The organism is Leptospira koniambonensis (assembly GCF_004769555.1).
In the GTDB taxonomy this organism is placed as follows: domain Bacteria; phylum Spirochaetota; class Leptospiria; order Leptospirales; family Leptospiraceae; genus Leptospira_B; species Leptospira_B koniambonensis.
The window spans coordinates 1,326,419-1,351,692 of sequence record NZ_RQFY01000004.1; the positions used below are offsets into that span (position 1 = coordinate 1,326,419).

Below are 25,274 nucleotides of genomic sequence, written 5' to 3' on the forward strand. Positions count from 1 at the left end.
CTGGAGGATACTTGGCGCTTGGCCAGCAATTTACGGTTTGCAGTAAACTTCTACGGTTTTGGTAGTATAGAAGGGGCCGATCAGCGCATGAATGACTAGGTCTACAAAGCTAGTTTTCATGATCACTTCAGGATGGTTTCTATCACAGCTTGCTTCCATGGGAGCTCCAGTGGGATAGATCCCGAAAACTGTACTTCCTTGTTTTGCTTTTTTATCGGGGCCTGGAGTTTCCTTTGCCAATGCATAAGGAGTATCTCCACCTTTATGGACCACAGTGGTTGTATGGCAGTTCGCGAAAAAACCTAGAACCAAAACTAAGATTAGAATTCTGACTACTTGTAACATTCTATCTCCACTGTTTGAGGGGAATAAATTGCGAGAGTTATCTGTTCCCAAAATCCATTCCAAAAACTTGTGTATTGATGAACCGATTTCGGTCCATCTGCGCAGTACTTAGAAGTGTCCAATACAAGATTTCCAGGATAAAGTCCGAAGAAGTAATAGGTATGTTGGACCTTATGAACTTCTCCCCCTTGTTCCGCTTGAGCTGATCTTAGATCTAAAGCACGTTTACATTCTTTGGAAGTAGGATAGATCCTACATGCTTCCGGAGGACTTTGAGGATAACGTACCATTGCATGTCTGCAAGATTCTCCGAATCCTAAACTTAAGAATGAGATGGCGAGTATGGTTAAAATTTTATCTGCGCGCAACTTCTTCCTCCCAAATTACCGAAGCATAACCAGGGCCATGCACTGCGGCGAATATTCTGTAAGAAAGAACTTCCGACGGATCGGAAGATAGATGGTTTAATACCAAGGAATAATCTCCTTTTTCAGGATTGTTGATCTCAAGTTTGCAAGGAGAAAGCTGATTGATCTTGTCTCCACATTTGATCTTAGAATCGAATAAGATCCCTTTTCGTAATAAAGACACTCCCAAGTCGGGTTTGTCTGTTAGAACTTCTATAATAAGAGTAACTCTATCTGCCTGTTTGATCCTAAATCTATATTCCCAAGAACCTTCTAGGATTGTTCCGTCAACTTGGGCTTGGAAAGCAGAGGCTTCTGCTTTGGTAACTTTTTCGAAACGTAATGGCTCATATCTCTGGTCTTCTCTACAATTATAGAGAAGGACCAGAGAGAATAAGCTGAATAGGAAACAGAGGCTTAAGTTCTTTTTCATAAGTTCTGCTGTCTGTATACTCTCACAGGAGTATTGTTTTTTCCAACACTCACATAGAGATAATAAACATTGCCAGTGTTTACGGAAACAGCGGAGAAAATCTGCTGAACGTTGCCAGAATCTGTAAGTCCGTTACCCGCAATCTGGGTCCATGAACTCGATGCAGATCCAGGATCCGCAGTATTGGTGCGATAGATCCGGATACCAGCTGGATTATCGAATCCCACATAGAGATATGTTCCGTTCTTAGCTACCATGGTAATGGTTCTATTTGTGGAATCTCCGAAATTGGTGATACCAGTTCCATCGTCTCCCACTACAGTCCAATCTCCTGCATCACATTCGCTCGAGTTTCCGGTTGTAGCAGGACTACATTTCCAAAGCTGAGCTCTACGGTTTGTATCTGTTCCATCGGTACATCCAGTCACTGTTCCTGCCGCGGTGCGGATTCCAGTTGCTTGAGTTGCTTGGACGCAGATGGTTCTGGTCACATACAGTTTATCGTTAAATTCTGCAAACTGAGCGAATGCTCTATCCGCTGGGATCAGGTCATAGAATTTCGCAAGTTCCAAAGAGAACCAGTTGTTCGTGGTACTGTTATGCCATTTAGTATTGGTTCTTGGTCCTATCTCTGTCCAATTCGTACAAGTGTCTTTCGAAGAACATGCAGTAGTAGGATTCGAAGAAGTAGAACGAATGATTGATCCGTTATGCCCAACAGCATGCAGACCACCGTTTGCAGCATAGATCCTATTCTTGAATGCGATGGAAGAATCTACTCCGATATAATATCCCCAGTTTGGACTTGCATTTACGACGCCGTTTCCACCAGCGGAAGGTCCACCGAAGTAAGACATATAATCGATACGTATCCTTCTACCATTGCTACCGTCGTAAGCATCACAGTTGGAGCCCGCAGTACAGAAGCCTGTTGTGCCGGATCCAGTGTCTGAAGTATTGAATGAAATAAATCCGAAGTCAGGAGCATTCAATCCGCCGCCTGTTCCAGTTCCATCATTACTTGGTTTTGCAAATCCAGGGAATACTCTATCATTCAGAACTGTGATAGAAGAAGTTCCTGCAGTTACAGTTCCGGTAATGGAACCCATATCGATATATTTATAGTTCAGGTTGGTAGAAGTGTCGTTCGAATAGTAGATATAATCGAAATTATAGTTCGATCCACTCGGAACAGTTCTTGCTGCCGCGATGAAGATATATGGATTACTAACCAAAGAACCTGTTGTGAAAATTCCCCGTCCACTTTCATTATCGGGACCACAACCATTTGCAAGAGTTGCATCATTTTGTGTACAACCTGAGTGTCCTAAGGTCACGTAAGGTGGAACTGCAATACTATTCTCTCGAGTGGTCGCGGAGTTGGAACTAACATTAGTAGCATCAGAGTTCTGACCTGTAGTATCTTTTACGAAGGAGAATTGAACTGATTCAGGGTTAGATCCATCATAAGCGAAACGTAATGCTCCATTACCTGCGTTGTTTGGTCCTGTATAGATCTTGCTATTAAAGTCAGCAAGGTATCCGAAAGTAGAACCGTTCGGGTCAATTGAAATAGGCCCGTCTCCAAAGTTTACAGGAGAAGTTCCACAGCCCAAGAAGGAAGCTCTATCCCTTGGAGAGGATTGGATATTTTCAGAATCTCCTGAATCACGGATGGATCCCCAAGAAGTATTATCGAATCCGTCTCCGTTTACGTTATTCGCTGCCATGATGGTATATTGAGCGCCGGTTTGTAATAAACTATGGGTCACACAAACTTTTGCGGAATCTGCAGTTGCTCCGCCGCAAACCACACCATCCAGAATTTTAGCAGAACTAACTGTTCCTAGATCTGTGGTTCCCACGAATGCGTAACGGTTTCCACATTCTGCAACGCTGCTACATTCTGCGGAGCCGCTTACGTTATTACCGGATTTGATCGGTTTGGAGAAGTTGATGATCACAGTGCCAGTGCTTGCGCAAGAAGCAGAACTTACTTTTAACTGCTCTTGTCCTACGAAGTCTCCATAGTTCGCACAACCTAAATTGTTTGGAACTCCGGAAAGATCTTGGATCCCACTCTTATTCACAAGTATAGTGTAGTTGGTTCCGGAAGTTTGAGAAGAAGCCAAGGTGAGAGTATAGATTGCTCCACTTCCGCTTACCGAAGAAACAGAGATATTAGAAGTAGAAGAGAAGTTACTATTATCCGAACAAGAACCGCTTACTGCAGATGTCAGAGCCAATTTATAATTAGCAGCAGTGGTCGCCTGAGTTGTATTCACAGATTCGGAGAATGTTACCCTTACAGTAGTCGGGCTTAAAGAAACCACGTTAGATACAGTCGGAGGAGTAGTATCCAAGAATACCACAGTCAACTGAGTGTTTCCGCTCACTGAACCACTTGTCGCAGAGATGGTAATAGTTCCAGCAGCAACACCTGTTGCTCTACCATTTGTTCCAGCAGCATTGCTGATAGTGGCCTTGCTTGTATCAGAAGAAGCCCAGGTAACACTTGTTGTCAAGTTCTGAGTACTTGCATCTGAATAAGTTCCGGTAGCTGTGAAGTCCTTGGTCTGAGTTGTGTACACGTTACTATTTGTAGGAGATACCGCAATTGAAACCAGAACCGCAGCTGTTACAGTAAAGTTAGTAGAAGAAGATACTGAACCTAAGGTCGCAGAGATGCTGCTTGTTCCAACCGCAACCGCAGTTGCCACACCTTCATTTCCACTCGAATTACTGATCGTAGAGGAAGAAGTATTGGAAGAAGCCCAGGTCACTTGAGCTGTGATATCCAATGTAGTCGCATCAGAATATACACCGTTTGCGGTGAATGGGGTAGTATATCCTTTTGCCAAACTGGAGTTGGTTGGAGTAATGGAGATACTATCCAGGACCGCAGCAGTTACAGTAACCGCAGTATCGGTGCTAGTTATTGAGTTATAACTTGCAGAGATTTGAGTGCTTCCTTCTTGAAGAGCAGTCAATTTACCGTTTGTTCCAGAAGTATTGCTAACAGTTGCCTTAGTCTGATCGAATGAACTCCAAGTTACCTGAGTTGTTAGATCTGAAGTAGAACTATCAGTATAATGTCCAGTCGCAGTGAAGTTTTGAGTACGTCCCTTCGCGATACTTAAAGTAGAAGAAGGAGCGATCGTAATACTTGTAAGTGCTGCTGCAGTCACAGTCAATACACTTGCAGGAGAAGTTACTGATCCCAACTTTGCAGTGATATTTGTGGTTCCAGTTGCAAGAGTAGTCGCAAGACCCTTACTTCCTGCAGCATTGCTGATAGTAGCCTTGCTTGTACTGGAAGAAGTCCAGGTAACTGAAGTAGTTAAATCCTGAGTGCTTGCATCTGTATAAGTTCCAGTCGCAGTAAAGTTCTGAGTAAGACCTTTTGCAACACTTGGATTTGTAGGATCTACTTGAATAGAAACTAAAGTCGCAGCAGTTACAGTGACGTTCGCGCTTCCGCTAACAGTCCCTAAGGTAGCAGTGATAATGGATGTTCCCAAAGAACCACTATTAGGAGATGTTAATGTCTTTTTAGGCGCAGCAGTCAATACTCCCAATTGGATGATAGAAGTTTGAGAACTATCCCAAACCACTTGGTCAGTGATATCTTGAGTGCTTCCATCAGAATAAGTTCCTGTAGCTTCTGCTAGAGTAGAAGTTCCCTTAGCGATAGAAGAATCCGTGAAGCTTACCTCAATTGAATCAAGCACCGCAGAAGTCACTGTAAATGTGATCGAGTTAGATACAGAGCCTGAAGTGGCAGTGATTGTTGCAGTTCCCACAGCCACACCTGTGGCTTTTCCTTTGGTTCCGTTTGCGTTACTTACGCCCACTGTGGAATTGCTGGAGCTTGACCATGTAACTAAGGTTGTCAGATCCTGAGTGGAATTATCAGAATAAGTTCCAGTTGCACTTAAGTTTTCGGATCTTCCTTTTGCAACACTTGGATTAGAAGGAGTGATGGTGATCGATTGTAAAACCGCTGCGGTCACAGTAAGTGTGGTAGAAGGAGAAGTAATTGTTCCTAAAGTTGCAGTGATGTTTGTAGTTCCAACTGCAACAGCCGTCGCCTTACCTTCTGTTCCAGCAGCATTGCTAATAGTAGCCTTACTTGTATCGGAAGAAGCCCAAGTAACTGAGGTAGTCAAGTTCTGAGTAGAACTATCTGTATAAGTTCCAGTTGCTATAAAGTCTTTGGTTAAACCTTTTGCAACACTTGGATTTGTAGGAGTTACCGCAATAGAAACTAATTTTGCCGCAGTAACAGTAACATCAACAGTGCCACTGATACTTCCGGATATTGCAGTGATGGTAGAAGTTCCGAGTGATCCGCTGTTCGGAGAGTTCACTAATTTTTTAGGAGTAGCAGTTAATGTTCCCAATTGAAGAATAGAAGTAGAAGAGCTGCTCCAAGAAACAGAACCAGTGATATTTTGAGAAGTTCCGTCTGAGTAAACTCCTGTTGCTAAGATGGTGGTGCTTGTTCCTTTTGCGATAGAGGAATCGTCCGCAGTTAATTGAATGGACTCTAATACAGCAGCAGTTACAGAGAAGGATATGGTTTCTTCTATCCCTCCTATTTCCGCAGTGATATCTACTGTTCCTACAGCGATCCCTGAGGCTCTACCTTCAAATCCAGTACCGTTATCCACGGTTGCAATAGAATTATTATCGCTGGACCAAGTTACTTGGTCGGTAATAGTTTCATTATGACCATCTGAGAAAATACCTGTAGCAACCAAGTTTAATGTTCTTCCCTTAGGAGTGCTTGGGCTAGAAGGAGTGATAGAAATACTTTCTAATACAGCAGCAGTAACTGTGACATCAGTGTTTCCTCCGATTGAACTCAGAGTAGCAGTAATGGTAGAAGTCCCCATATCTTCAGTGGATAAAAACCCCTTAGATCCTGAAGTATTGCTGATAGTAGCCACTGCAGTGTCGGAAGAATTCCATGTTACGGAGTTTGTAATATCTTGATTAGAATTGTCTGAATAAGTTCCTGTAGCAGTGTACTGCTGATTTTTTCCTAATGCTAGAGACTTGTTAGTAGGAGTTACTGCGATAGAAACCAAAGCAGCAGAACTAACAGTTAAGGATAAATTAGTGGCATTGAATGAATTATAAGAAGCTTGGATAGAAGTAGTTCCAGCATTTACTGCAGTCACAAGTCCTGCAGAATCTATAGAAGCAATAGCTGAACTTCCAGTTCCCCATGTAGTATTTGGATCGTTTGTTAGATCTTGGTTTGAACCATCTGCAAAGTTACCTGTTAGAGTACATTGTCTTGTGATCCCTTTAGGTAAATTGTCCGTTTGGTTTACACAGGAAATGGAAATTGTGCTTAAAGGAGCCGATGTTACTGAAAGAGCAATTTGTGCAGTTTTGTTTTCGTAAGTGATGCCGATATTCGCAGCTCCCACTCCTGTTCCTGTTGCCTGCCCACCCGCAGCCATAGAAATAATATTAGTATCGCTGGTGCTCCATACAGCATCCGCAGTAATATCTTTATGAGTTCCGTTAGAATACGCAGCAGTCGCCACCAAAGACATGCTGGTTGTTTTTGCGAAACTTGAATTTGGAGAAGAGATCTCTACTCTGCTTAATGTAGGAGTTCCTCCGCCCGGAAGGAACATCATTCCGCCCCCTTTTTTTCCTGCCGCGAGCCCAACAGCTCCCGTTAGTAAAGGCCAGGCAACACATCCTTGGAAAAGAAGGAAGGAACACGCCAACGCGGCGTAGAATTTTTTGGTGGGGTTGATTCCGGAGCTCATATATATCTCTTTAATTCGACTGTCGCTGTAGATTCTACTATCGACCTAATTCTATCGGACGATACATATCTAACGACTATTTCAAGAAAAAATAAATAATATGGATTAGTTTTGTAAGTAAATACTTACTTCGTCCCAAAGATCGGGCGTCGGAGTTCGGCCAATTGCAGAACCTGTTTTATATTACAAAAACATCACTTAAGTGGTGAGATTTTTATCAGGAGCTAGATACTGCTATTTGCTTCTAAGAACGTTTACTCTCAAAAATTAAAAAATTCGACTAGAGACTCTAAAATATAAATTAAAAATAAGTAAGTAAATGTACGATTACATTTGGAGATGTAAGATGAAGCATATCTATATCTTTTCCAAGTTAATTTACTAAATTCTTTGACTCAAATTTTACACAGATACAAATCTCGCTTCTTCGTTCTGTAATGTAGAACAAATTCGAGATTAGAACTGATTTCGACTAACGTAAGAAAATCGTCAATATCAGTTTATTATGTCTCTATTGGCCGAAATTATTTCCGTCTAGGATGCGCAAAGGCCTGCAATAAACGATTACAGTCTTGGTATTGTAGAATGGGCCAATAAAAAAATGTATCAAAGAATCTCCGGTGGTGGTGACTAATTTCACTTCCGCAGGAATATTATTCTTACAAATGGCTTCTTCTCTGTTAGAAAGGAAGTAAGTGCCGAATAACGTACTACTTTGTTTCAGGTTTTTTTCAGGAAGGGGTGGCTTTTCCTGTTGGGTTAGGGGCAATACATCTGATTTATGCATCAAAACGGTAGAATGGCAATAGATCCCGAATAATATCAGGTAGAAAGAGAAACATATTTTTCTTATACAGGATAACATTCTATCTCCAGAGTCCTAGGGGAATAGATAAGAAGTGTGATTTGTTCCCAAAAAGCATCCGAAAACGACTGGAATTGGTGGGCTGATTTGGGCCCGCTCGGGCAGTATTTTTCCAAATTTACTACTATTTCAGAAGGGTAGAGTCCGAATAAATAATAGCTCTGATTTACAGAATGGATCGGCCCAGTTTGACCGGTATGATTTGCTCTTTCTTCCAAAGCTAATTTGCATTCTTTAGAGCCTTGGTACAATCTACAAGGTTCTGGAACCTTTTGAGGATAACTCACCCATGCATGCCTACAGCCGATGGAGAAACAGAAGGTTAATAAAATAATAATATATGTTTTAACGGCGTACAATTTCTTCCTCCCAAGCGACAGAAGCAAATCCAGGTCCGTGAATTGCCCCAAAAATCCTATAAGCTACTGGACCAGAGTTTTCTTTTCCGGTTAGATCCAATACCAGAGAATATTCACCTTCTTCTGGATTAGAGATCTCTAATTTACAAAACTTTTTCTTTTCATAAGAACGAGGGCAGTGATAAATTTTTGGAAATAGAAAACGGTCTCGTACTAGTTTGATAGAAAGTCCTTCTTTTGCAGAGTGAATATCCAATACTAAATTGACTCGATCCACTTGTTTGAGCCTAAACTTGTATTCCCAACTTCCCGAGACTAAAGTGCTGTCAACTTGTGCTTGAAAAACAGAAGAGCCATCCTTCTGGACTCTTTCGAATCTTAAGGGTTCCGATCTTCCTATATTGGTGCAGGATGTTAGGAGGATCAGAAAGTATATGAGAAAAATTAGATACTTCTTCATTAGTTTTGCTGCCTATACACTCTTACTGGAACGTTATTTTTACCAACACTTACATACAGATAGTTAATACTTCCTGATGGGACCGAGATCGCAGAGAATATCTGCTGCACATTACTTGAATCAGTTAATCCTGCACCACTTACTTGGGTCCAAACATTAGATGCTGATCCAGGATCCGCAGTGTTTGTTCTGTAGATACGAATGCCGCTTGGATGATCAAAACCTACATATAGATAAGTTCCATTCTTCACGATCATAGACATTGTTCTGTTTGTAGAATCTCCGAAGTTTGTTATGCCAGAGTTATCATCACCAACAACTGTCCAATCTCCTGCATCACAATCTCCAGAGCCTCCTGTCAGAGTAGGATCACATTTCCAAAGTTGTGCTCTTCTATTCGTATCACTACCATTCGTACAACCCGTGACTGTTCCTGCGGCTGTTCTTATTGTAGTTGCTTGAGTTCCTTGGATACAGATGGTCCGAGTTACATAAAGTTTTCCGTTAAACTCAGCGAATTGAGAGAATGCCTTATCTCCAGGAGTTAAGTCATACAGTTTTGATAATTCCAGGGAGAAGTAGTTATTCGTAGGACTATTATACCATTTTTGATTAGCTCTAGGTCCTACTTCTACCCAGTCTGCACAAGTATTTGGAGCACTACATGCAGTTGTTGGATTCAAAGTATTGGTCCTGATGATAGAACCATTATGATCTACAGCATGTAGTCCGCCGTTAGCAGCATAGATCCTATTATTGAATACGAACATAGAATCTACGCCTATATAATAAGCCCAGTTAGGAGAAGAGTTATTATTAATTAATCCGCCTGAAGTTGGTCCTCCGAAGTAAGGCATATGATTGATCAGGAACCTTCTTCCATTACTTCCATCATAAGCATCACAATTAGAACCTGGAGTACAGTTGCCTGTAGTGCCAGAATCGGAACTATTGAATGTGATAAATCCAAGATCAGGTGCATTCAAACCACCTAACAGCCCTCCGACGATAGGTCCTCCCTGGTTACTTGCTTTTGCAAATCCAGGATAGATCCTATTATTCTGCACTACCATAGAAGAAGCAGCAGCTGTTACTGTTCCTGTGATTGTAGACATATCGATGTATTTGTAGTTCAAGTTCGTAGAAGTATCTGCAGAATAATACAGATAGTCGAACAGATAGTTTCCAGATCCGTCAGGAGTAGTTCTGGCTCCGCCAATAAATACATATGGAGTTGTGCCTAATAGACCTGTAACAAATATACCTCTACTATTCTCGTTATCTGGTCCACAACCACTTGCTAAAGTTGCATTGTTTGTAGTACAGGAAGTATGTCCTAAAGTCACGTAAGGAGGAACCGCTATCGAAGTTTCCCTTGTGGTTGCAGTGTTGGAACTGACATTAGTTGCATCACTATTCTGTGCAGTAGTGTCCTTGGTAAAACTGAACTGAACGTTTTCAGGAATATTTCCATCATAACCGAAACGTAATGCTCCACTTCCTGCGTTATTTGGACCATTATAGATCTTTCCATTAAAGTCTATTAGATACCCGAAAGTAGAACCGTTTGGATCAATAGATATTGGGCCGTCTGAGAAGTTTACAGGAGAAGTTCCACAACCTATAAACGAAGCTCTGTCTCGAGGAGAAGATTGGACATTCTCTGTAGAACCAGAATCTCTGATTGATCCCCAAGATGTATTATCGAATCCGTCATTGTCTGCATTATTCGCAGTTATAGCTGTATACTGTGCTCCAGTTTGTATCAAGTTATGGGTTACGCAAACCTTGGAAGAATTCGCAGGAGCACCGCCGCAAACAATACCATCGAGTATCTTGGCGGAGTTTACTGTTCCCAAACTATTTGTTCCGATGAACGAATAACGTTTTCCACATTCTGTAGTCGTACTGCATTCTGCCGAACCTGTGGTATTGTTTCCGGATTTGATAGGTTTGGAGAAGCTTACAATCACGGAAGTCACAGTTGAGCAAGTTGCCGAAGTGACTTTGAGTTGTTCTTGTCCTAAAAAATCTGCATAGTTTGGACAAGTTAACGCATTCGAAACCGGAGATAGATCTACGATTGCAGATTTATTCGCAACCAATGTATATCCAGCCCCGCTTGTTTGAGAAGATCCTAAAGTTAGAATATATACCGCTCCATTGCCCGATACAGAAGAAACAGTAAGTGCGGAACTACTTGCTGTGAAATTAGAATTATCCGAACAACTTCCTGCCAATGCAGATGTGGAAACAATTTTATAATTTGCAGCAGTTGTTGCAGGACCACTCGCTACAGATTCTGAATAAGTGACTTGGATGGTAGTAGGCGTAAGTGATACAACGTTCGTGACTGTAGGAGGAATTAAGTCTACAGCTTCTACAGTAAGAACAGTGTTTCCACTTAATATTCCGCTAGTCGCTGTGATAGTGCTTGTTCCCGCAGCTACACCAGTTGCTTTACCTTCTGTTCCGGAAGAATTACTGATCGTAGCCTTACTTGTATCAGAAGAACTCCATACTACTGATGTAGTGATATTTTGAGTGCTCGCATCTGTATAAGTTCCAGTAGCAGTAAAGTTTTGTGTTTGTGTCTGATAGATCGTAGGAGTTGTAGGAGATACAGAGATTGAAACAAGTTGTGCTGCAGTAACTGTAAGACTTGAAGAACCAGTAACAGATCCCAATGTTGCAGAGATAGTACTCGATCCATTATTCACAGCAGTTAATAGACCATTATTGCCAGAAGCATTACTGATCACAGCTTTACTAGTATTAGATGATGCCCAGGTCACTTGAGCAGTTAAATCTAATGTAGTTCCATCAGAATAAGTTCCGTTCGCTGTATAATTTACTGTGTTTCCTTTTGGAAGACTATAATTCACAGGTGCAATCTGAATAGAATTCAGAACGGCAGATGTGACAGTTACATCCGTAGGAATACTTTGGATGCCGCCGTAAGTCGCAATTATCTGAGCGCTTCCTATATTCACACCAGTAATAAGCCCGCTGCTTCCACCAGAATTTCCTACAGTTACCTTACTCGTATCAGTGCTAGTCCAAGTAGCCTGTATTGTTAGGTCTTGAGTAGTTCCATCAGTATAAATTCCTGTAGCGGTAAAGTTTTGTGTTCTACCTTTTGCAATACTGAGACTAGGAGCCGGAGCAATCGTAATAGAAGACAATGTAGGAGAAGTGATAGTTAACGTGCTCGAAGGAGATGTTACTCCACTATAAGAAGCAGTAATATTTGTAGTTCCTGTCGCAACAGTAGTCGCCTTTCCTTGAGAACCATTTGCATTGCTGATCGTAGCCTTACTTATATCTGAAGAAGTCCAAGTGACTAAATTTGTAAGATTTAATGTAGATCCATCAGTATAAGTTCCTGTAGCACTAAAGTTTTGAGGAAGTCCCAATGCCACATTCGGATTTGTAGGATCTATTTGGATAGATACTAGAGTTGCTGCGGTCACAGTTAGGGTTGAGGATCCAGTTTCTGATCCAAGAGTTGCAGAGATTATGGAAGATCCTTGGCTTCCTCCTGATGGAGAATTCATTATTTTAGAAGGACCTGCAACTAAGTTGCCTACTTGAATGACAGTTGCTTGGGAACTGTTCCAAGAGACTTGATCACTAATATTTAATGTAGTGTCGTCGGAATAAGTTCCGATTGCTTGCGCTTTTGTAGAAGTTCCGAGCGCTATTGTAGATTGATTTAAGAAAACTTCTATCGAAGTTAAGACTGCATTAGTGACCTTGAATGTTGCTACTCCGGAAATTGCTCCTAAGGTCGCGGTGACATTTGTTTGCCCCACGTTTATGCCTGTAGCCTTTCCTTGTTTACCCATCACATTATCGACCGTTGTTACAGATGTATTATTGCTAGCCCAAGTGACTTGAGTAGTAAGATCCATCCAACTTCCATCTGAATATGTTCCGGTGGCGATCAGATCCAAACTTCTTCCTTTAGGAACAGAAGGAAGAGAAGGAGTGATCGTAATCGTTTCTAAAATTGCTGCAGTCACAGTGAAGGTAGTGGATGCACTAGGCCCACCACTATAAGTTGCTGTTATGTTAGAAGTCCCGGTGGAGAATGTAGATGCAAGACCCTTGGTCCCTGCAGAGTTGCTAATAGTTGCAACGCTCGTATTGGAAGAGCTCCAAACTACTTGTGCAGTGAGATCTTGAGTTGTTCCATCTGTATAAGTTCCAGTCGCCATAAAACTTTGAGTAAGTCCAGAAGCAACGCTAGGATTTGTAGGTGTCACTTGGATGGAAACTAACGCAGCAGCAATAACAGTAATATCAGAAGAGCCTGTTACTGCTCCCAATGTTGCACTTACTGTAGAAGTGCCTAGGCTTCCCCCGGTTGCCATAATATTCTTTTTAGGTATTGAATTTACTGTTCCGAGTTGGATTACAGTAGGATCGGAAGTGTTCCAAGTCACCTGATCACTTATATTTAAAGTGCTTCCATCAGAATATACACCAGTTGCTAAAACAAAAGTGGATGTTCCTTGATGAAGTGGATTTTCATCCGAAGTCACTTGGATAGAAGAAAGAATTGCATTCGTAACTTTGAAGGGAGAAGTTCCGGTAACAGATCCCAGTGTAGCAGATACAGTAGTGTTTCCAGTATTCACACCGGTTGCTCTACCTTCCGATCCCTGCCAATTTTCAATACTTACTATCGAATTAGAATTACTTTCCCAGGTAACCTGAGTAGTGATGTCTTGAGAAGAACCATCAGTAAAGATACCTGTAGCAACAAGATTTAATGTTCTACCCTTAGGAGTGCTTGGATTACCGGGAGTGATCGTGATCGATTGCAGAGCAGCATTGCTAACAGTCAATACACTCGCTGGTGAATCGGTAACCCCGAGGGTTGCAATAATATTCGTATTTCCTAATGAAAGACTGGTTGCATTTCCAATTGTTCCCGAACTATTGCTTATCGTCGCTACGCTCGTATTAGAAGAACTCCAAGTGACCTGAGTGGTTAGGTCCTTAGTAGTATCATCTGTATAAGTTCCTACGGCGGTAAAGTTTTGTCCTATGCCTAATGCGACGCTCGGATTGGTCGGATTAACCTGGATAGATAAGAGGATCGCGTTAGTCACTTCTACATTTGCAGTAGCATTTGTTCCATTAATAGAAGCGGTAATTGTAGACGTCCCGATATTTCCAGAATTCTGGGAGATCAGTTTCATTTTTGGATCTGTATTCAAGGTTCCGATTTGCAAAATACTCGAATCAGAACTATTCCAAATTACTTGATCACTGATATTCTGAGATGTGCCATCCGAATAAATACCCTTGGCTTCCACATAAGTAAATGTTCCTTTCGGAATGGATGTATTATCCGGGATTACTTGCATAGATACAAGAGTTGCAGAGGTTACCTTAAAGGAAACAGTCGCTGTTTTTCCAGCGAGAAGTGCAGACACATTTGTGGTTCCGGTATTTACACCTGATGCCTTACCTTCTTGTCCAACTGTATTATCTACACTAGCTATAGAAGGACTTGAACTACTCCAAGTAACCTGAGTGGTAATATTTGAACTTGTCCCATCCGTATAAATTCCTGTCGCAGTTAAACTTAAGGAAGTCCCTTTTGGAACACTTGGATTTCCCGGTGTGATCGTAATCGAATCCAATACAGCATTCGTAACTGTTAATGTACTATCAGGAGAAACTATACCGCTTAAGGTTGCACTGATATTCGTACTACCTGTATTTATGGTCGTTGCCTGTCCGTTTGTTCCGGTCGCATTACTGATCGTTGCGATATTCGTATCGAAAGAATTCCAAGTAACAGAAGTCGTAAGATCTTGGGTAGAATTATCGGAGAATGTACCAACTGCTGCGAATGCCTGCATCAATCCTTTTGCAACTGTAGGGTTTGTTGGATTTACCTGTATGGACATCAAGCTAGCGGAGGTAACTGTGATATCTACAGTTCCATTAACCGCTCCCAAGGTGGCTGTTATTGTTGTGGTTCCAGTGTTTCCATTATCGGGAGATTGTACTTTTTGTTTCGGAATTGAATTCAAATTACCTGATTGTAATATATTAGGATCAGAGATGGACCAAGAAACCTGGTCACTTATGTTTCTAGAAGATCCATCTGAATAAATCCCTGTTGCTAAAAGGTAAGTGACTGTTCCTTTATGGATCGAAAATTGATCCGGAACCACTTGGATAGAAGTTAATGTCGCAGCAGTTACTTCGAAAGAAATTGATTGGCTGACTCCTCCGATTGCCGCAGTAATATTCGTAGTGCCTACATTTTTACCGGTGACTCTACCTTGTAGGCCTGCTCCGTTAGACACTGTCGCTATAGCTGTATCTTGGCTGGACCAAGTTGTTTGTGCGGAAATATCAGAAGAAGTTCCATCCGAAAAAATCCCGGTGGCAGTCATGTTCAGGTAATCACCATTCGCTACCTTAGGATTCGCCGGAGTGATGATGATCTTGGTAAGAACTGCGGAAGTTACTGTCGCTTGTGTATTCGCGCTGGTCGCTCCCAAGCTAGCGGTAATTGTTGTAGTTCCAACGGACTCCGTATCTAAAAGACCTTTATTTGTACTATTGTCTATAATTGCAACTGACGTATCGGAAGAAGACCAAGCTACCTGAGTAGTAATATCGTGAGTTGTATTGTCGCTGTAAGTTCCGACTGCAGAGTATTGTTGAGTACTTCCTAAAGCGTAAGAACTATTGCTAGGAGTGACTGAAATAGAGACTAAAGTCGCGTTGCTTACAGAAATTGAAATATCCGTGGTGAAGGATTCAAAAGCTGCATTGATATCCGTATCTCCTACAGAAGCACCGTACACTAAACCATTGCTGTCGACCGATGCGATGGAACTGTCGTCGGAGTCCCATAAAACATCCGGATCATTTGTAAGGTCTTGATGTGTGCCGTCCGCAAAATTTCCCATCAATTTACATTGCCTAGTTGTTCCTTGGGGAAGACTAGTATGAGAATTATCGCATACGATAGTAATACCGGTTAACGGAGAAGTAGTTACGGTTAAAACAATTTGATCCGTTTTGCCCAAATAATCTATAGAAACATCAGTTGTTCCATCGTTCACTCCTTTTGCCTGTCCGGTAATCAAAGCGGTCATTTGGATAATGGAAGAATCCATTGTGGACCAACTCGCATCGTTGGTAATATCCACGGTCGTATTATTGGAATAGATAGCTGTTGCTTTTAATTGGATGCTAGTAGCTTTTGCGAAACTATTAGTAGGGGCAGAAATTTCGATCCGATCTAAAACGGCGGGCCCACTAGGCGAAGAAAGATTAGGGAAGAACAAAAAGCCGGAACTCTTTTTACGAGCAGCCAAACCAGCCGCGCCAATAAGCACTGGCCAAGCAGAACAGGCTCCAAAAGAAAATAAAAGTGCTAAAGATATGACTGCCCGGAGAATATATCTTTTAATCAAAATTCCCATGAACCCGCGACCTAACTTAAAAATCTCGTAAACTCGGACCTTGGTTGATTAAAGTGATCTAACAAATCAGAATTATGTAATATTCCGTAGAGCATTCTAAATTCAAAAAATCTAATCCTTTAAGATTTCATCCAATTCGATCGTATAAGCACAAATATCTATGTAGAGAAGGGTGTATAACGTATGTGTGTCAGATCTGCAACAATAAAAAGTATTTTCAGGGTCATTTGCCGGAAAAAATTTATTTATAACATGTATGAAATAAAACAGACGTTCGTTTGAAAAAGAAAGATGCCGAATTGGAAGGTTATACGCTAAATTTGGTCAGTATTATGTCTCATTAGAAGAGATCATAAATACCTAAATAAAGGATTCAGAATATTAGAAAAAGAATATTATTTAAAGTCTGGAAGGATCCAGTCTTTGTGAAAAAAATCATCCTTCACCTTCATTAGATCCCGATTTGGATCAATGAATGGAAGGCTTTTTTTGCCATTTAGAGAAACTCTTACTTCTGCATAAACGGCAGTATCGTCACCGGTCCTTTTCTTTTCTCTATCCCCTAAGAAATGGGCGAACTGTAAGATCAGATCTGGCTGGGTGCTCATCATGGTTTTTTGGACTTCGTTCAAATAAGACTCAGGTAATACATATTGGATCTCTCCGGACCGCAAATTAACGACTTGGAAACTTGCGATCCCATTCTTTTGGATGAGCATGATATGCCAGGCAAATCTGAAACCTTGTTCGGTCCATAGATGATTCCCTGGATATAAAAAATGCCTGAGAGGAAATAAGACCTGGATCAAAATATATAAGGAAGCCGCCCAAATCCCAAACCTGGAAGAAAAATTAGAAGCAAATTCTCTTAGTTTGGTTTCTATTCTTCTTCCCCATATATTCGGTTTTTCTAAAGCGCGTAAAAGTGTTAGCAAAAATTTTGCAGAAAGAAACCGGACTGTGACTGGAAGTTTATTCCAAACCGTTTTGAATAAGTTTCTCAATTCTCCGTAAGGAAAAATCCCTCTTCTTTTTAAAAATCCTCTGGCTTTAATTGGCCAGTTTGGTGGAAAAAATAATAAAGCGGAGAAGATCATGATCCAAGGGAACATCCCGATCGGAAAAAGTCTCCAAGTAAGGATATGAAAGAGTAGAACAAAACTATAAGCCCAAGGTCTTAAATTTTTTTTCAATAGACAGAATGGAACGAGCAGATCGAAAAATAATCCTGCATAACTGAAAACATATCCTGCGATTGGATAAGAAAAAAATCCTCCGATCACTGGGAAGTCTGTATTTCGAACTAACCAAATCCTAAGAGGTTGCGCAGAGAACAGCCAGTCTGGAACTAATTTTGCTAAACCTCCAAAAAAATACACACACCCAATTTGGAATCGTAAGATCCATAAAGACCAATTTGGAATTTTAGGAATGTTCCATCTTCCGTTTCTGTAGGCTTCTAAAAAATGGGATAAAGAAAAACAACGATCTGCAGGGATCCAAAACAAAAGGATGAGTAAAAGAAAGACTAAATAATAATGATTTAAGTAAGTGGAAACATCTATAAGATTAAAATAAAAAAATCCTAACCAATAAACTAAGATTGAAGTCCTGTATAAAATCCCAAGAGAAATAAAAAGTGCGGCGATACATATTATTATAAAAACAAAATATAGAAAAGGTCCTGGAATTACTCCTACCCAAGAGAATCCAAAATGTTTAAAATGAAAACTAGGTTCTAAAAAATATTTTTGCACCCAACCATACTGAAGATAACGAGCTGAGATAAAAAATAGGATAATACCGAACCCAAATCTGAAAAATCCTAAGGACCAAGCCGGAGATTGTTCGAATAGTTCGGACTTGTACCGATTCCAAATAGACAAGATTGATTCCTTTTTCTATTTATTGAATAGATCGAATAAAACCGTTTCCTAAATCGATCCAATTACCATTCAATTTGTTTTTTCCCAATTGAGCAAGCATTCCGGGAACTTCTTCGAAATTAGAAGGAATAATTTCTTCCAAATGAAAAATTTTCTCTCCTTCTTTTTGACAATTATCAAATGAAACAGGATTTGCACCTTCGGAGAGTAAATGTTTTCCACCTTTGTTCTGAGTTTGCAGCGGATGATCAAAAACAAAAACATCTCTATCTTGAGAGATGGCATTGGATGCAGAAGATAATGCTCCACTTTTAGAAGGAGCTTCCATGACCAATAGAGAAGGAGAGATCCCGGTAATGATCCTATTTCTTTTTGGGAATGCATATTTTCTGACCTCAAAACCTGGAGGACATTCAGTAATCACTAACCCATTGACAGAAGATTTCATTCTTTTATACAAATTCCTGTTTTCGTAAGGGTATTCTTTTTCCGGGCCTGTGCCCATCACTCCTATCACAGGAATTTCTTGGTCCAATGCTTGCAACATTGCTGCTTTATCCACTCCTAAGGCTAAACCGGAAATAATGCCATCTAATCCAAGAGAATTTGCAAAATTTGGAATTAGTTTAGAATAATGTAATGTGATTGAAGAAATTTTTCGTGTACCGACTACAGCCAGATAAGAAAGTTTTAAGAGATCAATATTGCCAAAGCAGAATAAATTTGGCGGAGGATCATAAATTTCTTTTAAAAGAGGAGGATATTCCGGATCAAAATAAGAAACGATCTCTACTCCTAATTTTTTTAAGGAAGAAGAATAATTTTTAGAATCAGACTCGGCTTTTTTTTTAATATCTCTTGGAAGTATTTCTTTTAATTTTTCCAGAACCTCTGATTTAGAGAGGCTCTGGGATAAAAATCTGGATCTGCTTAGGATTTTATATAAACTTGGAGAAGAAAGAGAAAGAAAATCCATACCGGATTATGTATTAATTCTCAGGAGATTCCATTTTATTCAGATTATTAATTACGTTTTTATAAGATTCATTTTCGTTTAGATCTTCTTTAATGAATCCGTCTTTTTTAAGACCTTCTATCGTATTTTTTAAATGTAGATAGATATCTTTTGCTTCTTGTGCCTTTCCGAATCTATACAAAAAATTCCCTTTAGCAAATAATACAGGAACATTGCGAGGTTCTTTTTTTAAAATAGAATCCAGAAGAGTAAATGCTTTCTCTTGGTCTTGGAAGCCGGCATTGGTCCCTTCCCAAGAAGAATCTGCCATGGAGGAATCAAAATAGATGAGAGCCAATTGGTATGGAAATCTGGAATCTCTCGTATCCTGCCTTGAAAGTGATTGGAAGATCTCGATTGCGATCTGTCTTCTTTTAGGTTCCCAACCTCTGTCTTTAGAAGCATTTGCATAAGATAACGCAGTTTCAAAAAGAAGCTGTTGGTCCACTGGCATCAAAAGTTGCGCCTTATCAAAATAAGGAAGAGAAGATTCAAAAAAATGAACATCGGCGCCGATCACTTCTGTTTTTCCGGAACCTTCTTCTTGGATTGCTTTGTTATAATATTTGGATGCTAGATCGTAATCACCGATCTTCATATATCCTTGTGCGATCTTCCAGCTAAGGGCGCCTGCGGATCTGGTCTTAGAAGTCATTTCCCGGATCTTCTTCTCTAATTCAATGATCTCGGATTCGTCCATGTTTAAACGGCGTTTCCAAGATTCAAGATCCTCAACAGTTGGAGGTTTTGTATTCTTTCCTGAAAATTTACTTAGGTTCTTACAATCGGAAATTAGAAATACAAAAAGAAGAAGGAGTATAATCCTCATTTGATTCCACCTCGGGAAGAAATCGTATTTGAAATACCATGTCCGAGAACTGTACGGATGGTCCACGGAAAATCCTGAAATAGGAATTTTTTTGAAAGGAAAAAGAAAGATTTAAGAAGGGAAAGGGGAGAAGGCATAAATCCTTCTCCCTTTATTAATTAAGCGTTGTCTCTGGAAATTCCAGCGATAACTAAAGCTCCACCTAAAAGACCCAGATCTTTCAAGGTATTGATAGTGGAGGACATGTCTCCTTTGATTGCTCCCGGCAAGTGTAGAAGAACAATATAAATTCCTAAAAGTACAGCTAGTAGGGTCATAGCGAGTTTGGTTTTTTTATTTATAAAAATGCTGACCGCAGCTGCAACCATTGCGGCTCCAGTTACATAAATCCAAATAACTCCGCCTGGAACAGGAACCATTCCTGCCATTTGGCTTCCGGCTACAAAATGGTTCAGTCCAAAAAGTAGGAACGGGACAGCATACACATATTTCCCGATTGTTTGCATAAAAATTTTCTCCTCGAGTTTGATCGAAAATTGCTTTCGCAAAGCGACCGTTAATTAGTATGGAAGATCCCGCCTCACGCAAGGAGAAAATGGATTGGATCTGGGAAAAAAAAATGATCTGCCCCAAGGTTGGAGAATGGTCCGGCCTGAAGATTTACAAATTCTGATCCAAATGGAGAAAGCGGTTTTTGGAAGTTCTTCTTGGTCCAATTATTCTATCCAAAGTCATATCGAAAATCATCCGGCTTGGATCAAAGAAGATACAGGTTTCGTATTTTATATGGATCTAATTGATTTTTCAGAATTATTACGGATCGGAATTCTTCCAGAAAAACGAAAAAAGGGAGAGGCAGGATCTATTCTGAAAAAACTATGCGATCTATTTCCCAAAACTATTTTAGAAGTTTCTAATTTAAATTCTTCTGCTATTTTGTTATATACTAAATTAGGTTTTATAGAATCAGGAAGAAGGAAATCTTATTATGGACCGGGAGAGGACGCGATCTTAATGGAGAAGGTTCGCTAAAAAGGGAACGATTTCTTGATCACTCGGATCTGCACTAATTGTTGATTTGAAAATAAAAAGTATAATCTTACTCTCAATGGAAAAGGTTTTTTCCAAAATCTGAATTCTTTCATATTGATATACATTCCCAAATTTACTTCGATATAACTACTCTCGGTAGGGATCCAATGGAATGCGTTGGATTGGACTGTTCCTTTTTTGGTGAATACCATTATATCGGAAACATATTCCGGATCGTCTTGAAATTGTCCTTGATGAAAACCAACCAAGTCCAGATTTTTTCTTTTGATATAATCCATTACTTTTCGTTTAGAACTACCGAGAGGTAATTCTTCCATTACTTCCCTTCTTAATAGATAAGCAGAAGTTTCTAAATATGGATCTTTTAGAATATATAAGAATATTGTAATGAATATGGATAAAATAGCGGTCCATTTGATCGCGATTTTATGAGAAGGTTTTAATTTTTCTGCAAAAGTACCACGCAACTTGCGCCCAATCCTTCGGTTCTGCCCAAGGCTCCCATTTTTTCGGTAGTAGTCGCTTTTACTGAAACACAATCTTCTGGAAGTCCTAATAAATCAGAAAGTGAGGATTGTATCTTAATTCTGTGAGGAGAAATTTTAGGTCTTTCTCCAATTAAAGTACAGTCAATATTTACTAAACTGAAATTTTTCTCTTTAGCAAGATCCAAAGTTTTTTGCAGAATCAATTTAGAATCCATGTTTTTGAGAGAAGGGTCAGTATCTGGGAAATACTGTCCAATATCTCCCAGTCCCATTGCCCCTAGAATTGCATCAGCTAACGCGTGTATTACGATATCTGCATCCGAATGTCCGATAAGAGCATATTCTGAATCAATTACGGCCCCGCCCAAGATCAATGGGCGAGAATCGTTAGTTTCCAGTCTATGGAAGTCTAGTCCTTGTCCTATTCTGAACATTTAAGTTACTTATAACTCACTTCCAGCATTCTTTGGACTGCCATTCTTCCTTTTTCTACGATTTCAGGATCTAATTTGATCTCGAATTGTTCGTACAGAAGTGCATCTTTAATTTTTTCTAATGTGATTTGTTTCATATGAGGACAGGTCCTGCAAGAAGAAACAAATTGTCTATCCGGGAATTCAGATCTGAGATTGTCTCCCATAGAACATTCAGTGACTAAGAATACATCCTTAGCTCCTGAATCGCGAATATATTTAGACATTTGAGAGGTGGATCCAGCGAAGTCGGAAACTTCTACCACGTCAGTGTTACATTCAGGGTGGGAGATGACTGTGACTCCAGGCCATTGTCTTCTGACAGAAAGAATGTCCTCTGCAGTGTACATCTCATGCACCATACAACGTCCAGGAAAAGAGATGATCTTTTTATTAGTTTGTTTCTGTACATTCCCAGCAAGGTATTCGTCAGGAAGAAATATAACTGTGTCGCTATCCAAAGAATTTACGATTTGGACAGCGTTTGCAGAAGTGCAGCAAATATCAGTTTCAGCTTTCACTTCTGCAGTGCAGTTAACGTAAGTCACTACTGGAACTCCAGGATGCTGGCTTTTTAGTTTTTTAACATCTTCTCTAGTGATACTTTCTGCGAGGGAACAGCCAGCTTTTAGATCAGCGATCAGTACCTTCTTCTCCGGAGACATAAGCTTTGCAGTCTCCGCCATAAAATGGACCCCGTTAAAAAGGATAATATCAGCATCTGTTTCCGCAGCAGCCTTACTCAGGTAAAGTGAATCTCCAAGTATATCCGAAACCCCGTGAAAAACATCCGGGGTCATATAATTATGTCCTAAAAGTACTGCGTTTTTTTCTTTTTTGAGACGGTTGATCTCCTGGATGAGAGGAAGTTTTTCCTCTATCTCATGTTCCATGTAAGTGGATTTCAGGGATTTTCGAATGTCCTCTATGGTTTTCATGGGCCCCCTGCCAAGTTTAGGCGGTTCTATCTCTTTTTTAATTTCGACTCTTAGATTTAGGAGTCTGGCAACCTAAATGTAAAATTGCCGAAGGAACTAGGTTTTGCAAGTGTTTATAATCTGTTCGGCTCCCAAAACCTGTCATCCATTCCAGCGACCCCAAGTTTTTTGCCTCTGACCGACCCTATCTTATAGTCCGTAACAAAACAAAGGTTATTAGAAAATTTGAGTTTTGGGCTTCAAGAACCCGGCCCTTGGGACGGGTTCTTAAAATAAATTGACAGAAAAAGAAATACCGGAACAAATACGAAGTTATTCCTAAAAATCATCCATAAAGGATTGGTATTAACCCAATGAAAAAAATCTCTGCTCTGCTCCTCGCAGGAGCTATTGCATTTTCGGTTTCCAACTGCGGCGAAAAAGTTGAAGTCGAATACCCTGTTTTTCCTAAATCAAAAGAGGGACGCCAGCTTCAAAAATTCCTAGGCTCTATCCGCAATGTTGGATTAGCAGTCGAAAAACCCCAAAAAAGTCTTTGGGAAACCGTTTTCGGAGCAGGTTCCAGCTTTATCGACCAAATGCCTTCTAAAGTTTTTGAAGCTTTTGACAAGGAAACTTATTACAAACTGATCGACCTGAGCAAAAGAGCTGACTCTATCAATGAGGCTTCTTTAACTCTTACCGGAATTACTAAAAGTCGTGTTAAACTCGGAAACCAATTAGGTGCAGAGGCAATTCTACATATCGGTTATCAAAAACCATACACTGAGTGCGGAAGCGAGATGATGTTTGATACTGGCGCTGCTGCTTTGAAAGGAGTAGGAGTAATCGCTTCTATTGCGACTGGAAAACAAGTTGATACTGGAAGTGGTTCTGTTAGCAAACAAACTGGTATCCGTTATATGCTTATTCCTCTAGATGCTACTTTAATCAAAGTAGAAACTGGAGAAGTTAAAAAAGCTGTAGTTTCTAACCCTGCAAAAGTTGATGCAGGAGTTGGTAACTTAGATTGCCCTTCTGTTCTTGACTCTTTCGGAAAAGCTTTAGACGAAGCTGCTCTTTATATCAAAGACAGACTTTCTCCAAAAGTTAAAACTGAGTATATCAAAGTATTCAAAGACGACGAAGATCCTGAAGTTGCAGGATACCTTGACGACGGATACCAAGAGATCACTGGAGAAACTCCTAGCTTCAAAAAAGCAAAAGAGAACTGGGAAAAAGCAGATAAAAAAGCTGGTGGAAAGTCTTGGGGAGCAAAAACAAACCTAGGAACTTACTACTTCCAAGCTGGCGACTTTGAAAAAGCAATCAAACTTTACGAAGAAGCAATGAAACTTACTGGAGCTGACAAGAACTACGTAAGAGAACTTCGTAAACGTGTAGAAGCGGCTGCTGCCGTTGATGACACTGAAAAATAAGAAAGTAAAACTTTCTTTCGGTTTCGAGAAAAGCGGGCGGATGACGTCCGCTTTTCTTTTATGTAGTGCGCTCTTCTTGTCAGATTGCAGCAGAACGAAACCAAATTTGGAAGAATGTTCAGATGCTCAGATCCATATTTCTAAACTGATCGCGAACGATGAAACTATGGAAAAAGGTGTACAAGCATTGATGTTAAGATCTGTGTTAAAACCTGAAACCAGCGAAGCGATTATCAGAAGTTGTGTGGAGAATAAAAGTTTACTCCAAGTGCAATGCGAGCTATCCAAGGAGAAGTTTAGAGATCTTCAGGAATGTAAACAACACGCTCCTAAAAGAGCAGAGACTGAGGGATAAATCCTGCGCAGATCGTTAAACTTTCAGTATATTCGTTATTCATAATGAACTTTGGACTAATTATGATCGGGGGATGAATGGGGTTTCTCCGTAATTTGATCAGAACGATCCTGATTATTGGTTTCTTTAATTGTTCTTTGAATCAGTTTGTTTACCATGATGAGAAGATATTAGAGCGAAATAATCTAGGTACTATCTCGTTTAAATTCGAAAATGATACGTATATTCCGATCAACTACATCGAACTCTCCAGAGTATGTCTTTCGCAAAGAAAATACTTCTTAGAATTTGGATCGAATGTTTGCGAGACCTTACATTCCGATGGAACCGTTACTATAGAAAGGGGCAAGTCGATTGAATTGAAGGTCCCAGAGGGAATATACTCAGGGATACTTTCAGGCAATGGGTCTGATTTTCCTCATTCGTTCCAATTAGAAGCGATCTTTATCAAGGGCCAAGCAGCAAAAGATGTGACAAAGAGATGCTCTGTAAAAACGGATCTTATCGAAAAATACGATTGCGAGAATGTTATAGTCAAGCAAGGAAAGAAAACTGAAATTAAAATTGTTCTTACGAACGAAATTGAAAGCCAGGTAGGAGTAAGTATCTTTCTTGCCATTATTTCACTTGGAAATTTAATTCTGCCACCTAGCATTATTCGGACTCGAATGGAGATTTTGGATCCGATGTAAAAG

Annotated in this window: 19 protein-coding genes; 4 read left to right on the forward strand and 15 right to left on the reverse strand. The window is 40.2% G+C overall.

The window, feature by feature from the left end; translation table 11 throughout:
* Positions 1–30: 30 nt before the first annotated feature.
* The 12 genes from EHQ52_RS10225 to EHQ52_RS10280 form a co-directional block, all read right to left on the reverse strand.
* The gene (locus EHQ52_RS10225; RefSeq protein WP_135615083.1) at positions 31–345 is read right to left on the reverse strand and encodes an LIC_10461 domain-containing protein; all 315 of its coding nucleotides are present in this window, start codon (positions 343–345) and stop codon (positions 31–33) included.
* The gene (locus EHQ52_RS10230; RefSeq protein WP_135615084.1) at positions 333–713 is read right to left on the reverse strand and encodes a Bor/Iss family lipoprotein; all 381 of its coding nucleotides are present in this window, start codon (positions 711–713) and stop codon (positions 333–335) included. Before EHQ52_RS10230 ends, EHQ52_RS10225 begins: the two co-directional genes overlap by 13 nt.
* Positions 700–1,185, reverse strand: a complete 486-nt coding sequence (locus EHQ52_RS10235; RefSeq protein WP_135615085.1) for an LIC_10463 family lipoprotein — start codon at positions 1,183–1,185, stop codon at positions 700–702. The genes EHQ52_RS10230 and EHQ52_RS10235 overlap by 14 nt, the downstream gene beginning before the upstream one ends.
* Positions 1,182–6,977 carry a beta strand repeat-containing protein gene (locus EHQ52_RS10240; RefSeq protein WP_135615086.1) on the reverse strand — a complete coding sequence of 1,932 codons (5,796 nt, stop codon included), beginning with the start codon at positions 6,975–6,977 and terminating at the stop codon, positions 1,182–1,184. Before EHQ52_RS10240 ends, EHQ52_RS10235 begins: the two co-directional genes overlap by 4 nt.
* A gap of 511 nt (positions 6,978–7,488) precedes the next feature.
* Positions 7,489–7,842 carry an LIC_10461 domain-containing protein gene (locus EHQ52_RS10245; RefSeq protein WP_135615087.1) on the reverse strand — a complete coding sequence of 118 codons (354 nt, stop codon included), beginning with the start codon at positions 7,840–7,842 and terminating at the stop codon, positions 7,489–7,491.
* Positions 7,827–8,201 (reverse strand): Bor/Iss family lipoprotein, encoded by a 375-nt coding sequence (locus EHQ52_RS10250; RefSeq protein WP_135615088.1) that lies wholly within the window; start codon positions 8,199–8,201, stop codon positions 7,827–7,829. The genes EHQ52_RS10245 and EHQ52_RS10250 overlap by 16 nt, the downstream gene beginning before the upstream one ends.
* On the reverse strand, positions 8,188–8,661 hold the full coding sequence (locus EHQ52_RS10255; RefSeq protein ID WP_135615089.1) for an LIC_10463 family lipoprotein: 474 nt from the start codon (positions 8,659–8,661) through the stop codon (positions 8,188–8,190). Before EHQ52_RS10255 ends, EHQ52_RS10250 begins: the two co-directional genes overlap by 14 nt.
* Complete coding sequence (locus EHQ52_RS10260) at positions 8,661–16,124, reverse strand: beta strand repeat-containing protein (protein WP_135615090.1); 7,464 nt, start codon at positions 16,122–16,124, stop codon at positions 8,661–8,663. Before EHQ52_RS10260 ends, EHQ52_RS10255 begins: the two co-directional genes overlap by 1 nt.
* A gap of 395 nt (positions 16,125–16,519) precedes the next feature.
* Positions 16,520–18,004, reverse strand: coding sequence for an HTTM domain-containing protein (locus EHQ52_RS10265; protein WP_425269391.1), 1,485 nt, complete (start codon positions 18,002–18,004; stop codon positions 16,520–16,522).
* A gap of 25 nt (positions 18,005–18,029) precedes the next feature.
* Complete coding sequence (locus tag EHQ52_RS10270; RefSeq protein ID WP_135615092.1) at positions 18,030–18,986, reverse strand: DNA-processing protein DprA; 957 nt, start codon at positions 18,984–18,986, stop codon at positions 18,030–18,032.
* Between the two features lie 13 nt (positions 18,987–18,999).
* Complete coding sequence (locus EHQ52_RS10275; protein WP_135615093.1) at positions 19,000–19,854, reverse strand: tetratricopeptide repeat protein; 855 nt, start codon at positions 19,852–19,854, stop codon at positions 19,000–19,002.
* A gap of 158 nt (positions 19,855–20,012) precedes the next feature.
* Complete coding sequence (locus EHQ52_RS10280; protein ID WP_135615094.1) at positions 20,013–20,360, reverse strand: DoxX family protein; 348 nt, start codon at positions 20,358–20,360, stop codon at positions 20,013–20,015.
* 94 nt (positions 20,361–20,454) lie between these two features.
* Between EHQ52_RS10280 and EHQ52_RS10285 the strand changes: the two genes are divergently transcribed.
* Entirely contained in the window at positions 20,455–20,886 is a 432-nt protein-coding gene (locus tag EHQ52_RS10285; RefSeq protein ID WP_135615095.1) for a GNAT family protein, read from the forward strand.
* On the opposite strand, the gene EHQ52_RS10290 is transcribed toward EHQ52_RS10285, so the two are convergent.
* From EHQ52_RS10290 to nadA, 3 genes are read right to left on the reverse strand one after another with little or no spacing between them, the layout of a single operon-like run.
* Positions 20,883–21,374, reverse strand: a complete 492-nt coding sequence (locus tag EHQ52_RS10290) for a hypothetical protein (RefSeq protein ID WP_135615096.1) — start codon at positions 21,372–21,374, stop codon at positions 20,883–20,885. The two genes, EHQ52_RS10285 and EHQ52_RS10290, sit on opposite strands and share 4 nt — an antisense overlap.
* The gene (gene ispF / locus EHQ52_RS10295; protein ID WP_135615097.1) at positions 21,347–21,829 is read right to left on the reverse strand and encodes a 2-C-methyl-D-erythritol 2,4-cyclodiphosphate synthase; all 483 of its coding nucleotides are present in this window, start codon (positions 21,827–21,829) and stop codon (positions 21,347–21,349) included. Before ispF ends, EHQ52_RS10290 begins: the two co-directional genes overlap by 28 nt.
* A 5-nt stretch (positions 21,830–21,834) precedes the next feature.
* Positions 21,835–22,806 (reverse strand): quinolinate synthase NadA, encoded by a 972-nt coding sequence (gene nadA / locus EHQ52_RS10300; RefSeq protein ID WP_135615098.1) that lies wholly within the window; start codon positions 22,804–22,806, stop codon positions 21,835–21,837.
* A gap of 353 nt (positions 22,807–23,159) precedes the next feature.
* On the opposite strand from nadA, the gene EHQ52_RS10305 reads away from it, so the two are divergent.
* From EHQ52_RS10305 to EHQ52_RS10315, 3 genes are all read left to right on the forward strand, one after another.
* Entirely contained in the window at positions 23,160–24,224 is a 1,065-nt protein-coding gene (locus EHQ52_RS10305) for a lipoprotein LipL41 (protein ID WP_135615099.1), read from the forward strand.
* On the forward strand, positions 24,208–24,579 hold the full coding sequence (gene lep / locus EHQ52_RS10310; RefSeq protein ID WP_135615100.1) for a LipL41-expression chaperone Lep: 372 nt from the start codon (positions 24,208–24,210) through the stop codon (positions 24,577–24,579). Before EHQ52_RS10305 ends, lep begins: the two co-directional genes overlap by 17 nt.
* Positions 24,580–24,656: 77 nt before the next feature.
* The gene (locus tag EHQ52_RS10315) at positions 24,657–25,271 is read left to right on the forward strand and encodes a hypothetical protein (protein ID WP_135615101.1); all 615 of its coding nucleotides are present in this window, start codon (positions 24,657–24,659) and stop codon (positions 25,269–25,271) included.
* Positions 25,272–25,274 lie beyond the last annotated feature (3 nt).

Coding starts and splice junctions, on each gene's coding strand:
- EHQ52_RS10225 (WP_135615083.1), bottom strand. CDS start 345: ATGTTACAAGTAGTCAGAATTCTAATCTTAGTTTTGGTTCTAGGTTTT.
- EHQ52_RS10235 (WP_135615085.1), bottom strand. CDS start 1,185: ATGAAAAAGAACTTAAGCCTCTGTTTCCTATTCAGCTTATTCTCTCTG.
- EHQ52_RS10240 (WP_135615086.1), bottom strand. CDS start 6,977: ATGAGCTCCGGAATCAACCCCACCAAAAAATTCTACGCCGCGTTGGCG.
- EHQ52_RS10245 (WP_135615087.1), bottom strand. CDS start 7,842: ATGTTATCCTGTATAAGAAAAATATGTTTCTCTTTCTACCTGATATTA.
- EHQ52_RS10255 (WP_135615089.1), bottom strand. CDS start 8,661: ATGAAGAAGTATCTAATTTTTCTCATATACTTTCTGATCCTCCTAACA.
- EHQ52_RS10260 (WP_135615090.1), bottom strand. CDS start 16,124: ATGGGAATTTTGATTAAAAGATATATTCTCCGGGCAGTCATATCTTTA.
- EHQ52_RS10270 (WP_135615092.1), bottom strand. CDS start 18,986: ATGGATTTTCTTTCTCTTTCTTCTCCAAGTTTATATAAAATCCTAAGC.
- EHQ52_RS10275 (WP_135615093.1), bottom strand. CDS start 19,854: ATGAGGATTATACTCCTTCTTCTTTTTGTATTTCTAATTTCCGATTGT.
- EHQ52_RS10280 (WP_135615094.1), bottom strand. CDS start 20,360: ATGCAAACAATCGGGAAATATGTGTATGCTGTCCCGTTCCTACTTTTT.
- ispF (WP_135615097.1), bottom strand. CDS start 21,829: ATGTTCAGAATAGGACAAGGACTAGACTTCCATAGACTGGAAACTAAC.
- nadA (WP_135615098.1), bottom strand. CDS start 22,806: ATGAAAACCATAGAGGACATTCGAAAATCCCTGAAATCCACTTACATG.
- EHQ52_RS10305 (WP_135615099.1), top strand. CDS start 23,160: ATGAAAAAAATCTCTGCTCTGCTCCTCGCAGGAGCTATTGCATTTTCG.
- lep (WP_135615100.1), top strand. CDS start 24,208: ATGACACTGAAAAATAAGAAAGTAAAACTTTCTTTCGGTTTCGAGAAA.
- EHQ52_RS10315 (WP_135615101.1), top strand. CDS start 24,657: ATGGGGTTTCTCCGTAATTTGATCAGAACGATCCTGATTATTGGTTTC.